Origin of the sequence: Asticcacaulis sp. (genome assembly GCF_047605585.1) — a bacterium.
Taxonomy (GTDB): domain Bacteria; phylum Pseudomonadota; class Alphaproteobacteria; order Caulobacterales; family Caulobacteraceae; genus Asticcacaulis.
In genome coordinates, this window is record NZ_JASGFK010000001.1 from 95,590 (window position 1) to 113,357 (window position 17,768).

Here is a 17,768-nt window from a genome sequence, read left to right on the forward strand (position 1 = left end):
TACAAGCATTCAGTCGGCCTGATGGATGTCGGCGCGCAGCTTCAGGTCCAGGCCCAGCAATATCGCGTTGCCATCCAGCAGGGGCGCAGTCGGCAGCCCCGCCGCCGCCAGCTGATCGGCGGTCCAGTTGTTGCAGACGCGGAGAATGGAAAAATGCTCGCGGCTGACAAAGAAGACCTCATCCGTCGGCAAGGCCGCCACGACCGGGGCGCCATTTTCCGCCACGAAAGACGTCTCCATATGACGGGCCATGGCTTCAAAGCCTTCAGGTGTCAGCACGGCACCCGAGGCGGTGTTTCCAGCGAAAGCCTGATCGGGCCGTAACGAAACACCGAAAACACGAATAACCGAGGGATTGCCGGGCCGGAACAGGGCCCGCAGGCCGTCAAGCGCGCGACCGACAGACAGACCCTGTGCGGTAAAGAAGCCGGCATCTCCCCATCCATAGACCAGCCATTTGCCTTCTCTGACATCTGCGCCCGATCGCCTGGCGGCATCGGCGAGGAGCCCGCCCCTGGACATGACCGCTCCGGCCGGCAGGGCGATATCCGTGTGGAAGCCATTATTGACAATATAGATGGGCACAGCATCTGTTCGCGCCGGATAAAGCGCGCGGTCTCCGCCCTTCAGGGTCAGGAGGGCCGCAGACAGATAGAGAAACACCAGCAGGCATACGCCTTTACGCCACGGGTGTTTGATAGAAAAAGCCATGACATTCCCCCTTTGAACGGAAGAACATCATGGCTTTTGAACATTGTCCAATCACATTATCACGAAACCGTGATCAATGATCCTAACCCTCAAGCGTCGCCTTGATCATCCAAAGGTGCTTTTCGTGGGCCGTCAGGCGCGTGGTGCAGAGATCGGCCGTGGAGACGTCACCGGCATCTTCGGCAGCCTTCACGGCAGCCTTCAGGGTCGCGACGACCGTGGCGTGATCCTTGGCGAGATCCTTCAGCATGTCCTGCGAAGAGGCGGTCGGATCGCCGTCCTTGATCGAGGTCAGGTTGCCGAACGCATCGGCGCCCATCGGTGCGGTCTGGCCCAGAGCGCGGATGCGCTCGGCGATCTCGTCGATCGAGGTCCAGATTTCGTTATATTGCTCTTCCAGCAGCAGGTGCAGGCCGCGGAAATTAGGACCGACAACGTTCCAGTGATAACCGTGGGTCTTCTGGTAAATCGTGAAGGTATCAGCCAGAACCTTGGACAGTTCCAGACCTACCTTCTTGCTGTTGTCGACGCCGGATTCGCTCATAATATCTCTCCTCAGATAGGCTCTAAAAGCGCAATCCGATAAGGTGCACAGCACTTTTCGGCTATATTGCGCGTACTTCAATGTGAATGGTTCACATATGAGAATACCGCCATAAAGATACAATGAGGGAAAGGCGTCTAGTCGAATATTTCCCTTATCTGCGCTGATCCGCCGCATAATCACGCTCGGCCAGGGATTTCATGTAGGTCATGATGCGGAAATGAATATGCCGCGTCACATCTCCGGCCCACCATTCGAAATAAGGGACAGGCCTGACATGCAGGCGATACCGGCCAGTCATGGTAATACGCGTATGGCTGGCATCCAACGGTGTAAGGGCGATTTCGCCTTCATCGAACGTGACATGACCGAAAATTTCCGGATGCTTCATCTGCTCGGTAACGCGAAAAGCCAGCATTTTCCCCGGTTCCAGCTTGGTAATAACTTCGCCATAGGTATAACCACCGCTGAACCGGCATTCGCGGTACGCGCCCACAGCCTGAACCGTCGCCACCGAACGGGTCGGTAGCGGCAACCCTGCCTGCCAGAGCCAGTAATCCGGCGGATTAGGATTATCAGGATAGTCGACAATATAACGCCAGACGTAATCGGCCGGGGCATCGACCGTTATGCCGTCACTCACCACGACAGGCGTGTCCGGCAAGGGACCGGCGGTTTCCATCACCACGCCAAGGACAGCGAGGGGCGCCAGGCTTACCGATAGGGTCCGCGAACGGCGCCGGCGTACCAGGGCCCGGCCGATCGCGTAGCCCAGCGCGATCATGCCTGACAGAAGAGGTGAAGCCATGATGACGCAAATCACCCCCTCCCGCATGAAAAAGGTCGCCAGCAGGATATCCAGCGCCATGATCACCACGATCAGCGCGAAACCGGATCTTCTTCCGTGCCTCTCCCTGCCCCGCGCCAATCCGCCGGCAAACCCCTGGATCAACGGCAAGAGAAGCAGCAGGCTGACATTGTAGTCATAGGTCCATGCGGACCAGACGGAGTCGCCCATATCCAAAAGACTGTGCTTGGCCAACAGCGTAACTGCGTAAGGTATAAGGACCAGGACCCAGCCTGAAATCGTACCCCACACTACGCCCCGCCAGAAATGCGTAACTGCCGCGCCCGCCTCAACACCTCGATTGCCTGCACCCTGATCATCCATATCGCCCACCTCAATATAGTTATTTAGCTTAATGACTAATTGTTATGTGGCAAGCTACGGAATGTCAAGTTGTCATAAAACGTGATGGTTCGTGATCGCAAAGGGGTTGCAATATGCGGCCATCGGACTATTTTATACGTACCTTATGCTGAAATTGAGCATAAGTCATTTGGAGAGAAACGATGGCCGATACGGCTGCCCATCTGGAATTCACACCGGCGATCGAAGCCGAGACCGCGGATATCTATGCCCGTCTGAAGGGCAAGGTATCGCCGCTGGAATGGCAGCTGCAGGCGCCGCTGATCGCCGAGATCAATCGCCTCAAAAAGGAAATGAACGCGGTCATCCTGGCGCATAACTACATGACGCCGGATATCTTCCACGGTGTGGGCGACTATGTCGGTGACAGCCTCGGGCTTGCCAGGGAGGCCGCGAAATCCTCGGCCGATATCATCGTCCAGGGCGGCGTCCACTTCATGGCCGAAACCTCCAAGATCCTGGCGCCGCAGAAGACCGTGCTGATCCCCGACATGTTGGCTGGCTGTTCGCTGGCCTCGTCGGTCACCGGCGAGCAGGTGCGTCTGATCAAGCAGCGCTATCCCGGCCTGCCGGTCGTCACCTATGTCAACACCACGGCCGATGTGAAGGCCGAAACCGATATCTGCTGCACCTCGGCCAATGCCGTGCAGGTGGTCGAGCATATCGCCGCCGAATGGGGCGTCGATACGGTCATCATGCTGCCGGACCAGTTCCTGGCCAAGAACGTGGCGCGCCAGACCCATATCAAGATCATCGCCTGGGCCGGCGCCTGCGAGGTGCATGAACGCTTCGATGCACAGGATATCGCCGATGTCCGCGCCGCCCACCCCGGCGCCGTCGTTCTGGCGCACCCGGAATGCCCGCCGGAGGTTATCGCCGCCTCGGATTTCACCGGCTCGACCACGGCCATGGCCGATTACGTCACGCACAACAAGCCGAAGCAGGTGGTGCTGATCACCGAGTGCTCGATGGCCGATAACGTGACGGCCGAGGCGCCGGGCGTCGAATTCCTGCGGCCATGCAACCTGTGCCCGCACATGAAGCGCATCACCCTGCAGGGCATCTATGACAGCCTGCGTTACCGTCAGTACGAAGTGACGGTCGACCCGGCTCTGATCCCGCGCGCCGCGCAGGCTGTGCAGCGCATGATCGACATGCCGCCGCTGAAAACGCCCGCCCGCTACGACATGGTCAAGGCAAAGCATCACGTCGATGTCGAGATGATCAGCTAATCCGCTCCATAATTAACTGCCCCTCACCCCACCCCTCTCCCACATGTGGGGAGAGGGGGTTCGGAAGGAGGCCATCTTGGCCGAAGTCTATATCCATAACGGTCCGCTGGTGATCGGCGCGGGGCTCGCGGGCCTGAGCGTCGCGCTCAATACCGCCCCACACAAGACACTGGTGTTAGCGCCGGTGGCCCTGGGTGTCGCCTGCTCCTCGGCCTGGGCGCAGGGCGGGATTGCCGCCGCGCTTTCCCCCGAAGACTCCCCCAAGGCCCACGCCCTCGATACCGTCAATGCCGGTGCCGGCATCGTCGATGAACTGGCCGCCAAAACCCTGACCGAGGCCGGCCCACAAACCGTGCAACGCCTGAAAGCCATGGGCGCGCCCTTCGATCACAAGCCCGACGGTTCCTTCGTACTCAACCGCGAAGCCGCGCACGGCCTGGCTCGTGTAGCACGCGTCGGTGGCGATCTCGCCGGCAAGGCCATCCTCGAAGCCGTCGTCCACCAGGCGCTCAATGCCCCGCATATCGAGATCTGGGAACGCGCTCATGCCTTGGGTCTGATCAAGTCCGAAAGCGGCGAGGTGATCGGCGCCCTGATCCAGCACGCCGACAGGCAGGTCGAGGTGTTCGCGCCGGTCGTGATCCTGGCCAGCGGCGGCTCTGGCGGCCTGTTCGCCGTCACCACCAACCCGGCCAATCTGCGCGGCGAAGGCATGGCCATGGCCGCACTGGCCGGGGCCGAAATCGCCGATCCGGAATTTGTCCAGTTCCACCCCACCGCCCTGAAATTCGGCCTTGACCCCGCGCCCCTTGCTACCGAAGCCCTGCGCGGCGAAGGCGCCACCCTGATCGACCAAAATGGCCACCGCTTTGTTTTCGATGACCACCCGGATGGCGAACTGGCCCCACGCGATATCGTCGCCCGCGCCGTTCATAAGGCGGACCAGAACGGCGGCGCCTTCCTTGATGCCCGCACGGCGATCGGCGACCATTTCCCAGCCGAATTCCCGACCGTCTTTGCCTCCTGCATGAGCCAGGGCGTCGACCCGCGCACCCAACCCATGCCGGTGGCCCCGGCGGCGCACTATCATATGGGCGGCATCAAAACCGATATCTTCGGCCAAACCTCGCTGAAAAACCTCTATGCTGTCGGCGAATGCGCCTGCACGGGCGTCCATGGCGCCAATCGCCTGGCCTCCAACAGCCTGCTGGAAGCCGCCGCCTTCGGTGAACGGATCGGCAAGGCGGCCATTGCCAATCTGCCGGAAGCCTTCACGCCTGAGACCGCCAGCGCGCTGCGCCCCGCCGTACCGCCGTCCCTGAACGAAAGCGACCTCAAGACCTTGCGCGACGCCATGGCGCATGACGCCGGCGTGGTGCGCAATGAAGCCGGACTGACCCGCCTGCTCGACCTGATCACCGACCTTGACGCACACGCCCCCGGCGCGCTCGCCCTGGTCAGCGCCCGCCTGATCGCAACTTGCGCCTTGCAAAGACGCGAAAGTCGGGGTTCACATTACCGCAGCGACTATCCGCAGACCGACGCGGTAGCCGCACGGACCTTTACAAACTGGCCCCAAGTCTACAAGGCAGGCCAGGAAAAAACACATGGGGAGTTGAGTACATGTACCTCACCGGATTGCCTGACCTCCTGATCGAACCGATCATCCGTGACGCCCTGAAGGAAGACTTAGGCCTGGCAGGCGATGTCACCGCCTCGGCGGTCATTCCGCCCAAGGCGCGTTTCAAGGCCGAATTCCGCGCCCGTGGCGCCGGGGTCTCCGCCGGCATCGATTGCGCCCGCCTGGCCATGAGCCTGATGGACCCGCAAATCCGCTTCGAAACCCTGCTTCCCGATGGCAGCGCCGTAAAGAAGGGCGATGTCATCGCCCGTATCGAAGGCAATGCGCGCGCCATACTGGCAGCCGAGCGCGTGGCGCTCAACCTCTTATGCCATCTTTCCGGTGTCGCCTCGCTAACGGCGAAATATGTCGCCGCCATCGAAGGCTTCAAGAGCCGCATCGTCTGCACGCGCAAGACCATGCCGATGTTACGCGGCCTGCAGAAGCATGCGGTCAGGTGCGGCGGCGGCTACAGCCATCGTTACGGCCTCGACGACGCCATCCTGATCAAGGACAACCATATCGCCATCTGCGGCGGCGTGGCTCCCGCCATGGAACGCGCCAAGGCCTCTGCCGGCCATACCATGAAGATCGAGCTGGAAGTCGACAGCATCGACCAGCTCAAACAGGCCCTGCCCTACGCCCCGGACGTGCTGCTGCTCGATAACTTCTCGCTCGACATGTATGTCGAGGCGGTGAAGCTGGCCAGCGGCAAGGCCATCCTGGAAGCTTCAGGCGGGGTCAACATGGATACGGTCCGCGCCATTGCCGAAACCGGCGTGGACGTCATCTCGGTCGGCGCCCTCACCCATTCGGTGCCCAACTTCGATATCGGCCTGGATGCGGTCTGACTACAGGAACTCGCGCCTGACCCATCCTATCGTCTTATCTGCCAGTACCACAACAACGGCGGTAAGCAGGTAGAATTCGCATAGGCCAACCATGCCGCGAAGCCAGTCCTGGCGCGTCTGGTTCGGTTCAAGAAACGGATACGGCACCTCGTGTACCAACAGCCAGCGCACATAGATGAACACCATATAGGCGGCGGGCGGCACCAGCCACCACAGCAGGGTAACAAAGCGCGCCTTTCCATTGGCACTGGCCAGCCACCACAGTAACATCAAAATCGGCGTGACATAGCGGAGCAAGGCATCGCTTAGCCAGAACAAGCCCTTGGACGCCCATAGCGGGGCCAGCACGAAATGATACATTACGCCGCTTGCCAGCATCATGGTGGTGACCGCACCTGATATATTGCGGCGGTGAAAGGTTTTCAGTCTGTCCAGCGGTAAGACCTGCGCCGCATGACTGATCACCGCCCCAATATTGGCCGGAATTGTGAAAAAGGAAAAATAGAACAAGACCGACAGCGCGAAACCGCGTCCGGCCGCCATCGATGCGGGTATGGTAATCGCGAATTGCAGCAGGAGCCCTGCAAGTCCAGTAATAAGCCCCCATGTCGCGATAATACGCGCCACCTTCTTCATGCCCACCTCCGGCATCGAGTGTAGCGTGTATTTTCGCTTTTAGATACCGCCCTTTACAAAGGAAAGACGTGAAATCCGCTGGCTTAGCGGCTTATCGATCAGGGCATCGAACAAAAAGGCCGTTACAATGGCGACCAGGACGCCCGCGATCCACAAACTCCATTGTGCCATCACGCCCAGATTGAAATGAGCCATAATCCTGGGGCTAAGGCCGAACCAGATAGCGCCGACCAGAGAATGTGTCAGAAACAAGGCAAAAGAGGCGCGCCCCATGCGATGAGTCACCAGGTTTTCATGAAAGGTGACACCACCGGAGACCGCCAGCACCAGGCCGAGCAGACTTAAGATCAGGCTGTCGGTAAGGGCATGGCGCGGCAGCAGGCTCAACCCGCTGATGGCGATAAAGGCCAGAGCCAGGCTGCCCCAGAAGACCGGTTTCGAAACACGAAGCCCCGCTGTCATGCGCTCGATCAGGTTGCCGAGCAGGAACAATGGAATCGCGCGCAGGAGTGCCCAGGCAAACGGCAGATCGACCAGGGGATGATGCGCCAGCCCGAGCGCCAGCCCATGCGCGATCAGCAGGACGGCGAGGGACAGGCCGATCATAACCGGCAACGAGCGTTTATAGACAAAAGGCACATAGACACTGAACAGGCCGTAGCAGATCAGCAGGGCCGATAGCGTCCAGGTGGGGGTGTTCCATGACTCAGCGCGCATGATACCCCAGCCATGCACCAGGAAGGCCTGGGCAATGAAATCGGCCGCGCCGTATTTTTCAGCATGGTTAGGGGCAAATCCCGCCACTGAAGAAGCCAGCACGAAGGCGCCGAACACCAGCAGGACCAGAATATGTGACGGCCACAGCCGCGCGAACCGGCGCAGGAAGAAGTGCGTGCGCCGCATATGCGAGGTCACCAGCCGCTGACCGTAGGCGCGCGACAGGATGTAGCCGGAGAGCAGCAGGAAGAAATCGGTCGCCAGCCAGCCTTGCCTGAAGACCGGCAACAGGGTGGCGAGATCGACCGGCGCGGTCGAGCCATAGTGAAACAGGAGGATGAAACTGGCTGCCATGAAGCGTAGCACGTCAAGGCTGGCCCCACCGGCGCGCGGCTGAGCGTCAGGGGCGTGAGGCGTCCGGAACAGGGCAAAGGTGAGTGGTTTCACCCGCTCACCCTACGCGTCATGCGTTAATATTAGGTCTTCGGCATCAGGTCTTGGCTGGCACCGCTGGTTTCGGCGCTTCGCGCGTGACGCCGGCCTTCTCGCCCGGCTTCATGAACTTCACCAGAACGCGTTGACCGATCAGGAAGGGTGTATTGTCGGCCGAGACCACGACCTCGACCACGCGTTCATCGCTGGCTTCGCTGGCGCTGTCGGATTTCAGCTTGCGCGCACCGAAGGTGGCGGCGATGCGTATCACCTTGCCGACATAGATCTTGGAAGGATCGGCTTCGGGGATGATTTCGGCTTCCTGGCCAACACTGACATCCGGAATGGAGCTTTCGACGATTTCCGAACGAATGATATGCGGCACCGCCGGCTCAAGATCGAACATGGTCGAGACATTGAGCGTCGAGGCGCCGGAGCCAGGATTGGCGTAGCGGCGGATGATCTTGCCATCCATCGGCGCGCGGATGATAGTCAGGTCCTGCTGATATTCCGACTGGGCGAGCTGCGCCTGGGCCACAGCCACGGCCGCCTGCTGCGCCTCCAGGGTAGCACGCGCGGTATCGATGGCGTCGCGCGCCTCGTCGAGCTTCTGCTGGGCCACAAAATTGGTGGGGGCCAGCTTTTCCAGACGGTCATACTCCCGCTGGGCCGTGCGGATATTGACCTGGGTCAGGCTGAGAGCCGACTGGGCCTCGGCGACCGCAGCCCGGGAATTATTGACCGCCAGCAAGGTGTCCTCGTCTTCCTGACGCGCCAGAATCTGTCCCTTTGTGACCAGATCGCCTTCCTGCACGAACACCTGGTCGACAATACCGGCGCGGCGGGCGGCCACCTCGATCACCCCGCCTTCGACATCGACCTTGCCGGCGGCAATAGCGGCATAGGGGCTGAGCGGTGCCTTGACTGCGGCGGTCTGGCTTCCGCCGGGCGCGCCGGGCTTCTGGCAGGCGGTCAGGGACAGGCCGCTTACAGCCAGGAGGCCGAGCGTCAGGGCGGTTGAGGCAGCGAATTTACGAGACATATGATTTCTCTGGTGCGTTTCTCTGGTTTTCATGTTCAGGCGACAGGCGGTTCAGCAACCATGGTGTCGCTTAGGATCTTGCCGTCTTCCATGTGAATGACGCGGTCGGCATAGGCTTCGAGGCGCGGATCGTGGGTCACCACCACAACGGCGGCGCCGCGCTCCTTCGCCGCCTGATGCAGCAGCTTGATGATCACCTGCCCGCTGACCGAATCGAGCGCCGAGGTCGGTTCGTCGGCGAAGATCAGCTGCGGCTGCTTGGCCAGGGCGCGGGCAATGGCGACGCGCTGCTTTTCCCCGCCTGAAAGTTCAGCGGGATATTGCTTCAGGCGATGCCCCAGCCCGACCGATTGCAGCACATCGACGGCACGCTTTTTTGCCTCCGATTTCGGCACCTTGCAGTATTTCAGCACCTGCTCGACCTGCTCGGTCGCGTGCAGGGCCGGGAACAGGTTGAAGCCCTGGAAAATGAAGCCGCAGTGATCGAGGCGGAACCTGTCGACCTTGCCGCGCTTCTTCTTCCACAGGCTTTCGCCCAGGGCCATGACCTCGCCCTCGTCCGGCTTCATCAGGCCCGACAGGGCGGCAATCAGGGTTGACTTGCCGGAACCCGAAGGCCCCATGACCATGGTGACCTGGCCATGATAGGCGTTGAAATCCACACCCTTGAGCACCTGCTGTTTGATCTTGCCGATCTTGTAGCTTTTTGACAGTCCCCTGGCATCGAGGGCCAGCTTGCCGTTGGTAAGTTCCTGGGTCATCGCAACAGGTCCGCGGGCTGGCTTTTCTTGAGGACGCCGAGCGAGAACAGGCCCGACAGGATGGCGATGACCATCAGCATGATGGCGACCGGAATATCGATAAAGAGCGGGAAGCTCATCGGCACGCCGCCCCACTTGGCGAGGGTGGCCACGCCGGCCACCAGCACGGCGGTCAAGGCCAGGCCAGCTACGCCCACCCAGAAACTCAGCTCCATGATGATCAGGTTGAGCGTGCCCACCGAAACGCCCAGCGCGCGCAGGGAGGCGAACTCCTTGATATTGGCCAGAATGGCGCCTTGCAGGGTCTGCCAGGTGATCACGATACCGATAAAGACGCCAACCACGGCCATGAAGCCGATCATGATCGAGATGCCGCCTTCCTTCATCATGCCCTTTTGCGAACTTTCCGACAATTGCTCACGGGTCCAGGCCTTGAACTGGCCCTTGCCCATCACGGTCAATTCGGCGGCCACCTGTTTGGCGCGGGTGGGGTCACGCAGTTTGACCAGCAGCGGACCGACACGCGGACCGTCATCATAGACATAGATCAGCTTGGCCGTCTGGATCGAAGTGAAAACCTGGGTGTTGAACATGTTCGGGTAACCATCGACTACGCCGGCCACAGTGACCGTGCGGCCGTTCATCTTGGCCTTGTCGCCGACCTTGACCCCCAGCTTGCCAAGACTTGAGCGATCCAGCACGACCGCAAACGGCTCCTTCAATGCCTCAATGATCTCATCCGAAAAGTCGTTGGGCAGAGTGACGGCGCCCTTGACCGGATTGACGACCACGACGCGCACCCCGTCGTTCTTCGCCGGCTGACCGTCCTTGGGAAAGTTGGTCCAGCCGGCCCAGTTGATGATCATGGGCTGCACCTCGGTCACGTCCGGATGCTCATAAATTGTGGGAATCAGGCGGCGCGGCTGGCCGGAATCACCAAAAATCCCGTCAGCCTGCGGCGGCAGAATCAATATCTGGGCGGGTGAATGGTCCACCGTGGCGGTAAATGACAAGGCCATGCCCATGAACATACCGGTCATGGCCAGCACCAGCAGGCCGGCCACGGCCAGGGCAATCACGGCTGCCAGATAACGCCGCCATTCATATATCAGGGTAGATAAGGCGAGAGACATATTACCACTTTTAAGTGCGCAATGCACGATCGTGGCAACATCCATAAGTTTTTGATAAACGTCCAATTAAATCGACGTAACCTGGATTGTCAGCGCCATCTGTTGTGTTATGGCACCGCTCTCAAAAATGTGCGTTTCCGAACAGGATAAGGTAGTTATCGCGTAAATTGGCAGGCTTGAGATGAGTGTCCGCCGGCCAGCGACGCAGGTATACTAAAATACCTGCAAGCGACGACTGCACCGCAATCGTCCAGGAATGCCAATTTACAAATCCTTGCTGGCGGCGATGAAGTAGGCAATCCCGGTCCATAACGAGATAATGGCGGCGATCCACACCAGGCCGTAACCGATGGCCAGCACCAGCGACGATCCATCCGGCTCCAGGCCGAAGGCTGACCAGGCATCGGCAAACAGCAGCACGCCCAGGGCAATGAGCTGGATGGTGGTCTTGATCTTGCCGAGGAAGCTGACCGGGACCGTGACGCCCTTGGCGGCGGCCGCCTCGCGCAGAGCGCTGACGGCGAACTCGCGGAACAGGATGAAAGCCGCCGGCAGGGCGAACCACGGGTCGCCGGAATGGATGGCGAAGACACCCAGGATGGTGCCGCACACCAGAATCTTGTCGGCGATCGGATCGAGAATGGCGCCGAGCTTGCTTTCGGCATGCAGCTTGCGCGCCAGTATGCCGTCGAACAGATCGGTCAGGGCGGCGATGACGAAGACATAGACGCTCCAGCGCTGCATGCTGAACAGCACATCCGACTGGGCATTGAGGAAGGGAATGCCGCCCGCCATGCCCGCCAGCAGGATAAAGATCACCACGCCGAAGACCAGGCGCACGCCGGTCAGGAGATTGGGGATCGGATTGACGTTTTCGCCGGTCATGCGGGGCACCTTGGGGGAATTATAACTGGCGCGCATACTAGAGAGAAAAAATAAAGGGCCAAGCCTTTTATCCGAAAGGGTGTGGTTTGTTGTTGATGGCCGCGGCCGGTCATTCCCCGTCAGATTTCCCAATGTCCGGTTTCGGACATCTGCGGCAAGGGAATAACGCATCCAGGCACTGAAAACAGGTCGAAAAGCAAATATTATCATGGCATTAGGCCATGGGGGCTCGACCATGATAGGCTTGCTTTGCGGCCGGTTGTCTGCGCTTAAAAATAAAAGCGCGCGAAGACGCCAAAATCACCGGCCTAAGGGCGGCAGCACAGGGCGCTGCCTCATATCGACAGACTGGTGCTGTAATGGTCAAATCCGCGTTGCTCGCCTTCTTCCGGTCGTTCCGGCGCCATCCGCTCTATGCCCTGCTCAATATTCTGGGCCTGTCCTTCGGCATCGCGGTCTTTATCACGCTGAGCCTGCTCTACCGCTTCGAGACCAGCTATGAAAGCTGGAGTCCCGAGCGGCAGCATATCTATGCCATGGGGGTGCGGCTGCATACCCCCGGCATACCGGATGATCTCGTCATGGAAACAATGGGCGGTCTTCTGGAAGAGATTCAATCTGCCTACCCCCAAATCGAGGGCACGCGGGATATGCCCGATACGGCAATCGTGCAACGCGGCGCCGATGTCTTCAGCGAAAACCTGAAACTCGTGGATCAGAACTTCCTGACCTTCTTTCGGGTACCTGTCCTGCGCGGCAATGCGAGTGGCGCATTGACCGCGCCATCCTCGATCGTGCTGAGCGCTTCCTGCGCGCGCAAATATTTCGGCACGATCGACATCATCGGACAAGGGCTGACGCTCACCGATCTGGAAGGCAAAAAGACCTACACCGTCAGCGCGGTCATCGCCGACCTGCCCAGAAACAGCGACATGCAGATCAATATGCTGCGCCGCCTGACGCCGCAACGCGCCGCCCTGGGTGGGCTTTGGCACCAATGGGGCGTTATTGCGACGAGCACCTATCTGAAATTCAAAAACCCGGCGGATGAAGCCGCTTTCGCAGCCCAGATCCCGGCCTTTACCGATCGACAGGCGGGCACAACCTTCCATGATGTCGTGCCGCACAAGGTCCTCGAACTGGCGCTTGTGCCCCTGGCCGATCGGCATCTGATCAATCCCAAGCTCAGGACCGCGATCATGTCTCTGGGCGTGGTCGGCATCCTGACCCTGGCGCTGGCCCTGATCAATTACGTCAACCTGGCCACCGCGCGCGCCGGGCTCCGGGCACGGGAAGTGGCGGTGCGCAAGACCCTGGGCGCCTCCCCCGCCGCCTTGCGCCTGCAATTTCTTATGGAGGCGATCCCCACGCTCGTCCTGTCCTTCCTCATCGCCCTGTCGGTCGTGGAACTGAGCCTGCCGCTGATCAATGCCGTGGGCAGCCTTTCGCTGATGCTCGATTACCGCGCCGATGGCCAATGGCTGCTGAGCCTGTTCGGTGGCGTCCTTCTGGCGGGTCTGATGGCGGCACTCTATCCGGCCTTGATGTTGTCTGCCTTCAAACCGGCCCAGGTTCTGGCCGCCAGCCGGATGCCAGGCGGCGGTCGGGCCGCGGGCGGCGTGCGCACCGGCCTGGCCATGCTGCAATTCACCATCGTGGTTGTCGCCTTTGTTCTGATGGCCGGTTTCATCCTGCAGATCCGTCATATGCAGACAGCCGATCTCGGTTTTCGCCGCGATCATCTGATGATCGTCAATGCCTTGCGAAATCCCACCGTCACGCCCGCGCAGCGCGAAGCCTTCATCACCGCGAGCCGCAAACTCCCCGGTGTCCGAGACGTCGCGGCGGGCAATGCCATGCCTGGACCCGGCGGCGGATTGGGCGGGTTCTCGAAAATCTTCCGGCCGGGTCAGAATAATGAAGCCCTGGCGCCTAATCTCAAAATCGCAATTGTGGGGCCTGACTATTTCCAGATGCTGGGCACCCGCTTACTGGCCGGCCGGTTCTTCGACCCGCAACACGGGGAAGACCAATTGCGCGACGTACCGGATGGCGCCGCCAAAGGCCATGTAACAAGCGTCATCATCAGTCGTCAGGCCGTTGCGGCCATGGGGTTTGCCTCGCCTCAGACTGCCGTCAACCAGATGGCCAATCTGGGCAATGACAGTGACGGCCTCGTGCGCATTGTGGGGGTCGTCGATGACATGCGCTTCGAAAGCCCCAATGAAGCCCTCCCCCCACGACTTTACATGTTCGATACAGGGCTTGAAGGCGCTATCGCCATGATCCGTTATCAGGGCGTGACGGAGACAGACATGCGTCACCTGCTGAAAAACCTGTGGCAGTCAATCATTCCCGATGTCCCTTTCGATGCCATCAGCGCCGAGTCGAGCCTTGACGGCTATTACAAACCCGAACGCGACCGCAGCCATCTGTTCAATATCGGCGTCGGCATGGCGGCGGTGATCGGCTGTATCGGCCTCTACGGCATGGCCGCCTTCAATACCGGCCGGCGCGTGCATGAAATCGGCATGCGCAAGGTGCTAGGCGCCTCGCGCCGGCAGATCGTCCGGCTGCTGCTGGTGCAGTTTCTCCGACCTGTCGCCATAGCCAGCCTGATCGCCTGGCCCCTGGCATGGATCATCCTGCAGCGCTGGCTATCCCAGTTCGACGATGTCATCGCCATGCCGCTGTGGGTCTTTCCGCTGGCGTCGGTCGCGGCCCTGCTGATCGCGCTGGTGACGGTGACGTGGGTCGCTTTTACCGCCGCCAGCACCGAACCCGGCAAGGCCTTGCGTCAGGACTGAGGTATCAGTTCCCTTGCGACTGGCTGTTGAAGACCGCCAGCTGCCCCTCGAAAGCGCGTTGATAGGCCGGTCGCGCTTCACCCCGCGCGACATAGGCCGCCAGAGCCGGAAATTCAGCCAGAAGACCAGACGCCCTCAGGCGGAGCAGCACGGAGACCATCAAAAGGTCGCCGGCGCTGAAAGCGCCGTCCAGCCATTCGGCATCGCCCAGCCGGTCCGATAACTGAACCAGCCGTCCCCTTATGCGGTCCATGATCAGCGGCAGGCGCGCCTGGCTCCACGGCTTGTCACCCTCCAGGAATCTGGCGGTGACGATTTCCAGGATCGGCGGCTCCACCGTGCTCAGCGCGGCAAACATCCAGGTGATGGCCCGCGCCCTTGCCCCGGCATCATCGGGCAGCAGACCGGCATGGGTTTCGGCGATATGGAAGACAATCGATCCCGATTCGAACAGGCTGAGATCGCCTTCCTGATAGGTCGGTATCTGGCCGAAGGGGTTATGGGCCAGATGCGCGGGCGCTTTCAGCGCCTGAAAGGAAACGAGCCGGACCTCATAGGGCTGACCAATCTCTTCCAGGGCCCAGCGCACCCGCGTATCGCGCGCCAGTCCCTTGCCACCATCGGGAGAGCGCTCAAAGGCCGTGATCGTCGGTGTCATGACAGCTCCTTTCTTGCCAGCCATATCGTGGCGCCGCCGCAGGCGGGATCGGATGTGACATGACGGACCTTCTGAAAGCCGTTGCGCGTCAGCAGGGCTGAGTATTCGTCGCTGTCAAGACTGGCGTGATAGAGCGGTTGCCCTTCAAACTCCCCCAGGCTTTCGCCTCTTGCCGGACCGCTGGTGAAAAGCAGTCCCGCGCCGGGCCTGGTCAGACGCCCCATAGTCTCGAACATCGTGCCTTGCGCTTCAGGCGACAGATGAAAGAAGCTGTGCCAGGCGATCAAACCGTCGAACGCTGGCAGGGGTGGCAGGTTTCGCATGTCGGCGACCAGCCAGGTCTGATCCGGAAAGGCCGCTTCGGCCTGCGCGATCATCGCCTCGGCGCCGTCCACACCGGTAATACGCCCGCCCTTGCCAATCAGGTATTCGGCGACAGGCCGGCCGGAACCGCAACCAAGGTCCAGTATCTGCGGCTCACTCGCGGGCAGGAGGTCAAGAAAGGCATCCAGCCATGCCCGTTCGAAAAGGTCATGGCGACGCGATCTCACCCAGGCCGCAGCATGGGTCTGGTACAGGTCGATTACAGTTTCGGCGATCGACGAGGACATGCTGCCTAGCCACCGCCATGGAAAAAGTCATGAATCTTCTGCGCCAGGGCCGCGCTGATGCCTTCGATCTTCATCAGTTCATCGACCGTGGCGCGGCCGACCTCACGCCCTGAACCGAAGGCCGCCAGCAGGGCACGCTTCTTGCGCGGGCCGATGCCCTCGATCTCATCGAGCGGATTTTTGGTGATGGCCGCATCGCGCTTCTGGCGGTTGGCGCCGATAGCGTAGCGGTGGGCCTCGTCGCGCAGGCGCTGGAGATAGTAGAGCACCGGCGATTTCGGCTCCATCATGAAGGGCAGACGGCCGGGCATGAAGAAGCGCTCCATGCCGGCGTCGCGATCCGGTCCCTTGGCCACGCCGACGATCGGAATGTCCTCCAGCCCCAGTTCCTTCATGACGGTCAGCACCGCATCGAGCTGCCCCTGCCCGCCGTCCACCAGAACGAGGTCGGGGCGGCCAAAGTTCTTCTCCCCTTCAGGCAGGTCTTTTTCCCGGATCAGACGCATGAAGCGACGCCGAAAGACCTCCGCCATCATGGCATAGTCGTCGCCCGGCTTGGTATCGAGATCGCGGATGGTGAACTTGCGGTACTGGCCTTTCAGGAAGCCATCGGGCCCGGCCACCACCATGCCGCCCACCGCATGGGTGCCGCCGAGGTGCGAATTATCATAGACCTCGATGCGCGAGGGCGGCGCGTCCAGCCCGAAGGCCTCGCACACGCCCTGCAGCAGCTTCGATTGCGCGCTGCTTTCCGCCAGACGGCGGCCGAGCGCGGCGCGGGCATTGTTAAGCGCATGCTGAACGACCTCGAACTTGTCGCCGCGCTGGGGCCGCACCACCTGTACCCTTCGCTCAGCCTTGAGCGACAGCGCCTCCATCATCAGCTCGGCTTCGTGCAGATCGTGCGAGACCAGGATCAGGCGCGGCACCGGCCGGTCCTGGTAGAACTGCCCGAGGAAGGCATCGAGAATGGCGCCGGCATCGTCTTCCTGATCGACGCGCGGGAAATAGGCCCGGTCGCCCCAGTTCTGGCCGGCGCGATAAAACACCGTCTGGACGCACGCCGCCCCGCCTTCGTTGAAGACGGCGAAGACATCGGCCTCTTCTTCGCGCAGATCGACCGAGGACGACAGCGACACATGGTTCAGCGCCCGCACCCGGTCGCGCAGATGGGCGGCGCGCTCGAAATCCATCTCGTCGGAGGCCGCCATCATCTCCTCCGACAGGCGCTCGATCACCGTGCGGCTCTTGCCCTTAAGGAAATCGTGCGCCTGCCGCGCCAGGTCGCTGTAATCGGCCAGGCTGATCACGCCGGTGCAGGGCGCCGAACAACGCTTGATCTGGTGCAGCATGCAGGGCCGGGTGCGTGAGGCGTAGACGCTGTCAGTGCAGGTGCGCAGCAGAAAGGCCTTCTGCAGGGTATCGAGCGTACGGTTGACGGCCTGGGTTGAGGCAAAGGGGCCGTAATAGTCGCCCGGAATGGTGTGGGCGCCGCGGTGCTTGGTGATCTGCGCCGCCTCGTGATCCTTGCGCACCAGGATCTCGGCGAACATCTTGTCGTCACGCAGCAGCACATTATAGCGCGGCTTCAGCGCCTTGATCAGCCGCGCTTCGAGCAGCAGGGCCTCGCCCTCGGTATCGGTGCGAAGCAGGACCATTTCGTGGGTCAGGGCCACCATGCGGGCAATGCGCTGGGTATGGAAACGGCCTTGCGCATACTGCAGCACGCGTTTCTTCAGCGACTTGGCCTTGCCGACATAGAGCACCTCGCCATCATGGCCCAGCATGCGATAGACGCCGGGTTTGTCCGGCGCCAGGGCGGCTTCACGCCGGATCAGGGCGGCGCCGATCAGCGCCGCATCCTGAGGCCCCTCCAGCACGATTTCGGCGGATGGATCGGTATTTTCTGAAGTCTGG

Annotated in this window: 16 protein-coding genes; 4 read left to right on the top strand and 12 right to left on the bottom strand. The window is 61.1% G+C overall.

Translation table 11 applies throughout. The features are described from left to right. Positions 1-9: 9 nt before the first annotated feature. From QM647_RS00520 to QM647_RS00530, 3 genes are all read right to left on the bottom strand, one after another. The gene (locus QM647_RS00520) at positions 10-711 is read right to left on the bottom strand and encodes a DUF2459 domain-containing protein (protein ID WP_414993513.1); all 702 of its coding nucleotides are present in this window, start codon (positions 709-711) and stop codon (positions 10-12) included. An 82-nt stretch (positions 712-793) separates the two neighbouring features. Next, on the bottom strand, positions 794-1,255 hold the full coding sequence (locus QM647_RS00525; RefSeq protein WP_414993514.1) for a Dps family protein: 462 nt from the start codon (positions 1,253-1,255) through the stop codon (positions 794-796). A gap of 154 nt (positions 1,256-1,409) precedes the next feature. Beyond that, positions 1,410-2,273, bottom strand: coding sequence for an SRPBCC family protein (locus QM647_RS00530; RefSeq protein ID WP_414993515.1), 864 nt, complete (start codon positions 2,271-2,273; stop codon positions 1,410-1,412). A 335-nt stretch (positions 2,274-2,608) separates the two neighbouring features. Here QM647_RS00530 and nadA point away from each other — a divergent pair, with 335 nt between their 5' ends. Genes nadA through nadC form a run of 3 tightly spaced genes read left to right on the top strand, consistent with a single transcriptional unit; the run spans position 2,609 to position 6,169 of the window. Beyond that, the gene (gene nadA / locus QM647_RS00535) at positions 2,609-3,697 is read left to right on the top strand and encodes a quinolinate synthase NadA (RefSeq protein ID WP_414993516.1); all 1,089 of its coding nucleotides are present in this window, start codon (positions 2,609-2,611) and stop codon (positions 3,695-3,697) included. A 43-nt stretch (positions 3,698-3,740) separates the two neighbouring features. After that, positions 3,741-5,351 (top strand): L-aspartate oxidase, encoded by a 1,611-nt coding sequence (locus QM647_RS00540; RefSeq protein WP_414993517.1) that lies wholly within the window; start codon positions 3,741-3,743, stop codon positions 5,349-5,351. Next, a complete protein-coding gene (gene nadC, locus QM647_RS00545) occupies positions 5,321-6,169 on the top strand; it encodes a carboxylating nicotinate-nucleotide diphosphorylase (protein ID WP_414993518.1) in 849 nt (282 codons plus the stop codon). The genes QM647_RS00540 and nadC overlap by 31 nt, the downstream gene beginning before the upstream one ends. Here nadC and QM647_RS00550 read toward each other — a convergent pair whose 3' ends face one another. From QM647_RS00550 to pgsA, 6 genes are all read right to left on the bottom strand, one after another. Further along, positions 6,170-6,805, bottom strand: coding sequence for a Pr6Pr family membrane protein (locus tag QM647_RS00550; protein WP_414993519.1), 636 nt, complete (start codon positions 6,803-6,805; stop codon positions 6,170-6,172). Positions 6,806-6,844: 39 nt separating this feature from the next. Next, the gene (locus tag QM647_RS00555) at positions 6,845-7,969 is read right to left on the bottom strand and encodes an acyltransferase family protein (RefSeq protein ID WP_414993520.1); all 1,125 of its coding nucleotides are present in this window, start codon (positions 7,967-7,969) and stop codon (positions 6,845-6,847) included. Between the two features lie 43 nt (positions 7,970-8,012). Beyond that, complete coding sequence (locus QM647_RS00560; RefSeq protein WP_414993521.1) at positions 8,013-8,996, bottom strand: efflux RND transporter periplasmic adaptor subunit; 984 nt, start codon at positions 8,994-8,996, stop codon at positions 8,013-8,015. A 35-nt stretch (positions 8,997-9,031) separates the two neighbouring features. Next, positions 9,032-9,757, bottom strand: a complete 726-nt coding sequence (locus QM647_RS00565) for an ABC transporter ATP-binding protein (protein WP_414993522.1) — start codon at positions 9,755-9,757, stop codon at positions 9,032-9,034. Further along, a complete protein-coding gene (locus QM647_RS00570) occupies positions 9,754-10,890 on the bottom strand; it encodes an ABC transporter permease (protein WP_414993523.1) in 1,137 nt (378 codons plus the stop codon). The genes QM647_RS00565 and QM647_RS00570 overlap by 4 nt, the downstream gene beginning before the upstream one ends. A gap of 264 nt (positions 10,891-11,154) precedes the next feature. Further along, positions 11,155-11,775 carry a CDP-diacylglycerol--glycerol-3-phosphate 3-phosphatidyltransferase gene (gene pgsA / locus QM647_RS00575; protein WP_414993524.1) on the bottom strand — a complete coding sequence of 207 codons (621 nt, stop codon included), beginning with the start codon at positions 11,773-11,775 and terminating at the stop codon, positions 11,155-11,157. A gap of 359 nt (positions 11,776-12,134) precedes the next feature. Between pgsA and QM647_RS00580 the strand changes: the two genes are divergently transcribed. After that, entirely contained in the window at positions 12,135-14,582 is a 2,448-nt protein-coding gene (locus tag QM647_RS00580) for an ABC transporter permease (RefSeq protein ID WP_414993525.1), read from the top strand. A 4-nt stretch (positions 14,583-14,586) separates the two neighbouring features. Here the strand turns inward: QM647_RS00580 and QM647_RS00585 are convergent, their stop codons facing one another. Genes QM647_RS00585 through uvrC form a run of 3 tightly spaced genes read right to left on the bottom strand, consistent with a single transcriptional unit; the run spans position 14,587 to position 17,731 of the window. Then, positions 14,587-15,240 (bottom strand): glutathione S-transferase family protein, encoded by a 654-nt coding sequence (locus QM647_RS00585; protein WP_414993526.1) that lies wholly within the window; start codon positions 15,238-15,240, stop codon positions 14,587-14,589. After that, positions 15,237-15,851, bottom strand: coding sequence for a class I SAM-dependent DNA methyltransferase (locus QM647_RS00590; protein WP_414993527.1), 615 nt, complete (start codon positions 15,849-15,851; stop codon positions 15,237-15,239). Before QM647_RS00590 ends, QM647_RS00585 begins: the two co-directional genes overlap by 4 nt. Positions 15,852-15,856: 5 nt before the next feature. Then, positions 15,857-17,731 (bottom strand): excinuclease ABC subunit UvrC, encoded by a 1,875-nt coding sequence (gene uvrC, locus QM647_RS00595; RefSeq protein WP_414994541.1) that lies wholly within the window; start codon positions 17,729-17,731, stop codon positions 15,857-15,859. Positions 17,732-17,768 lie beyond the last annotated feature (37 nt).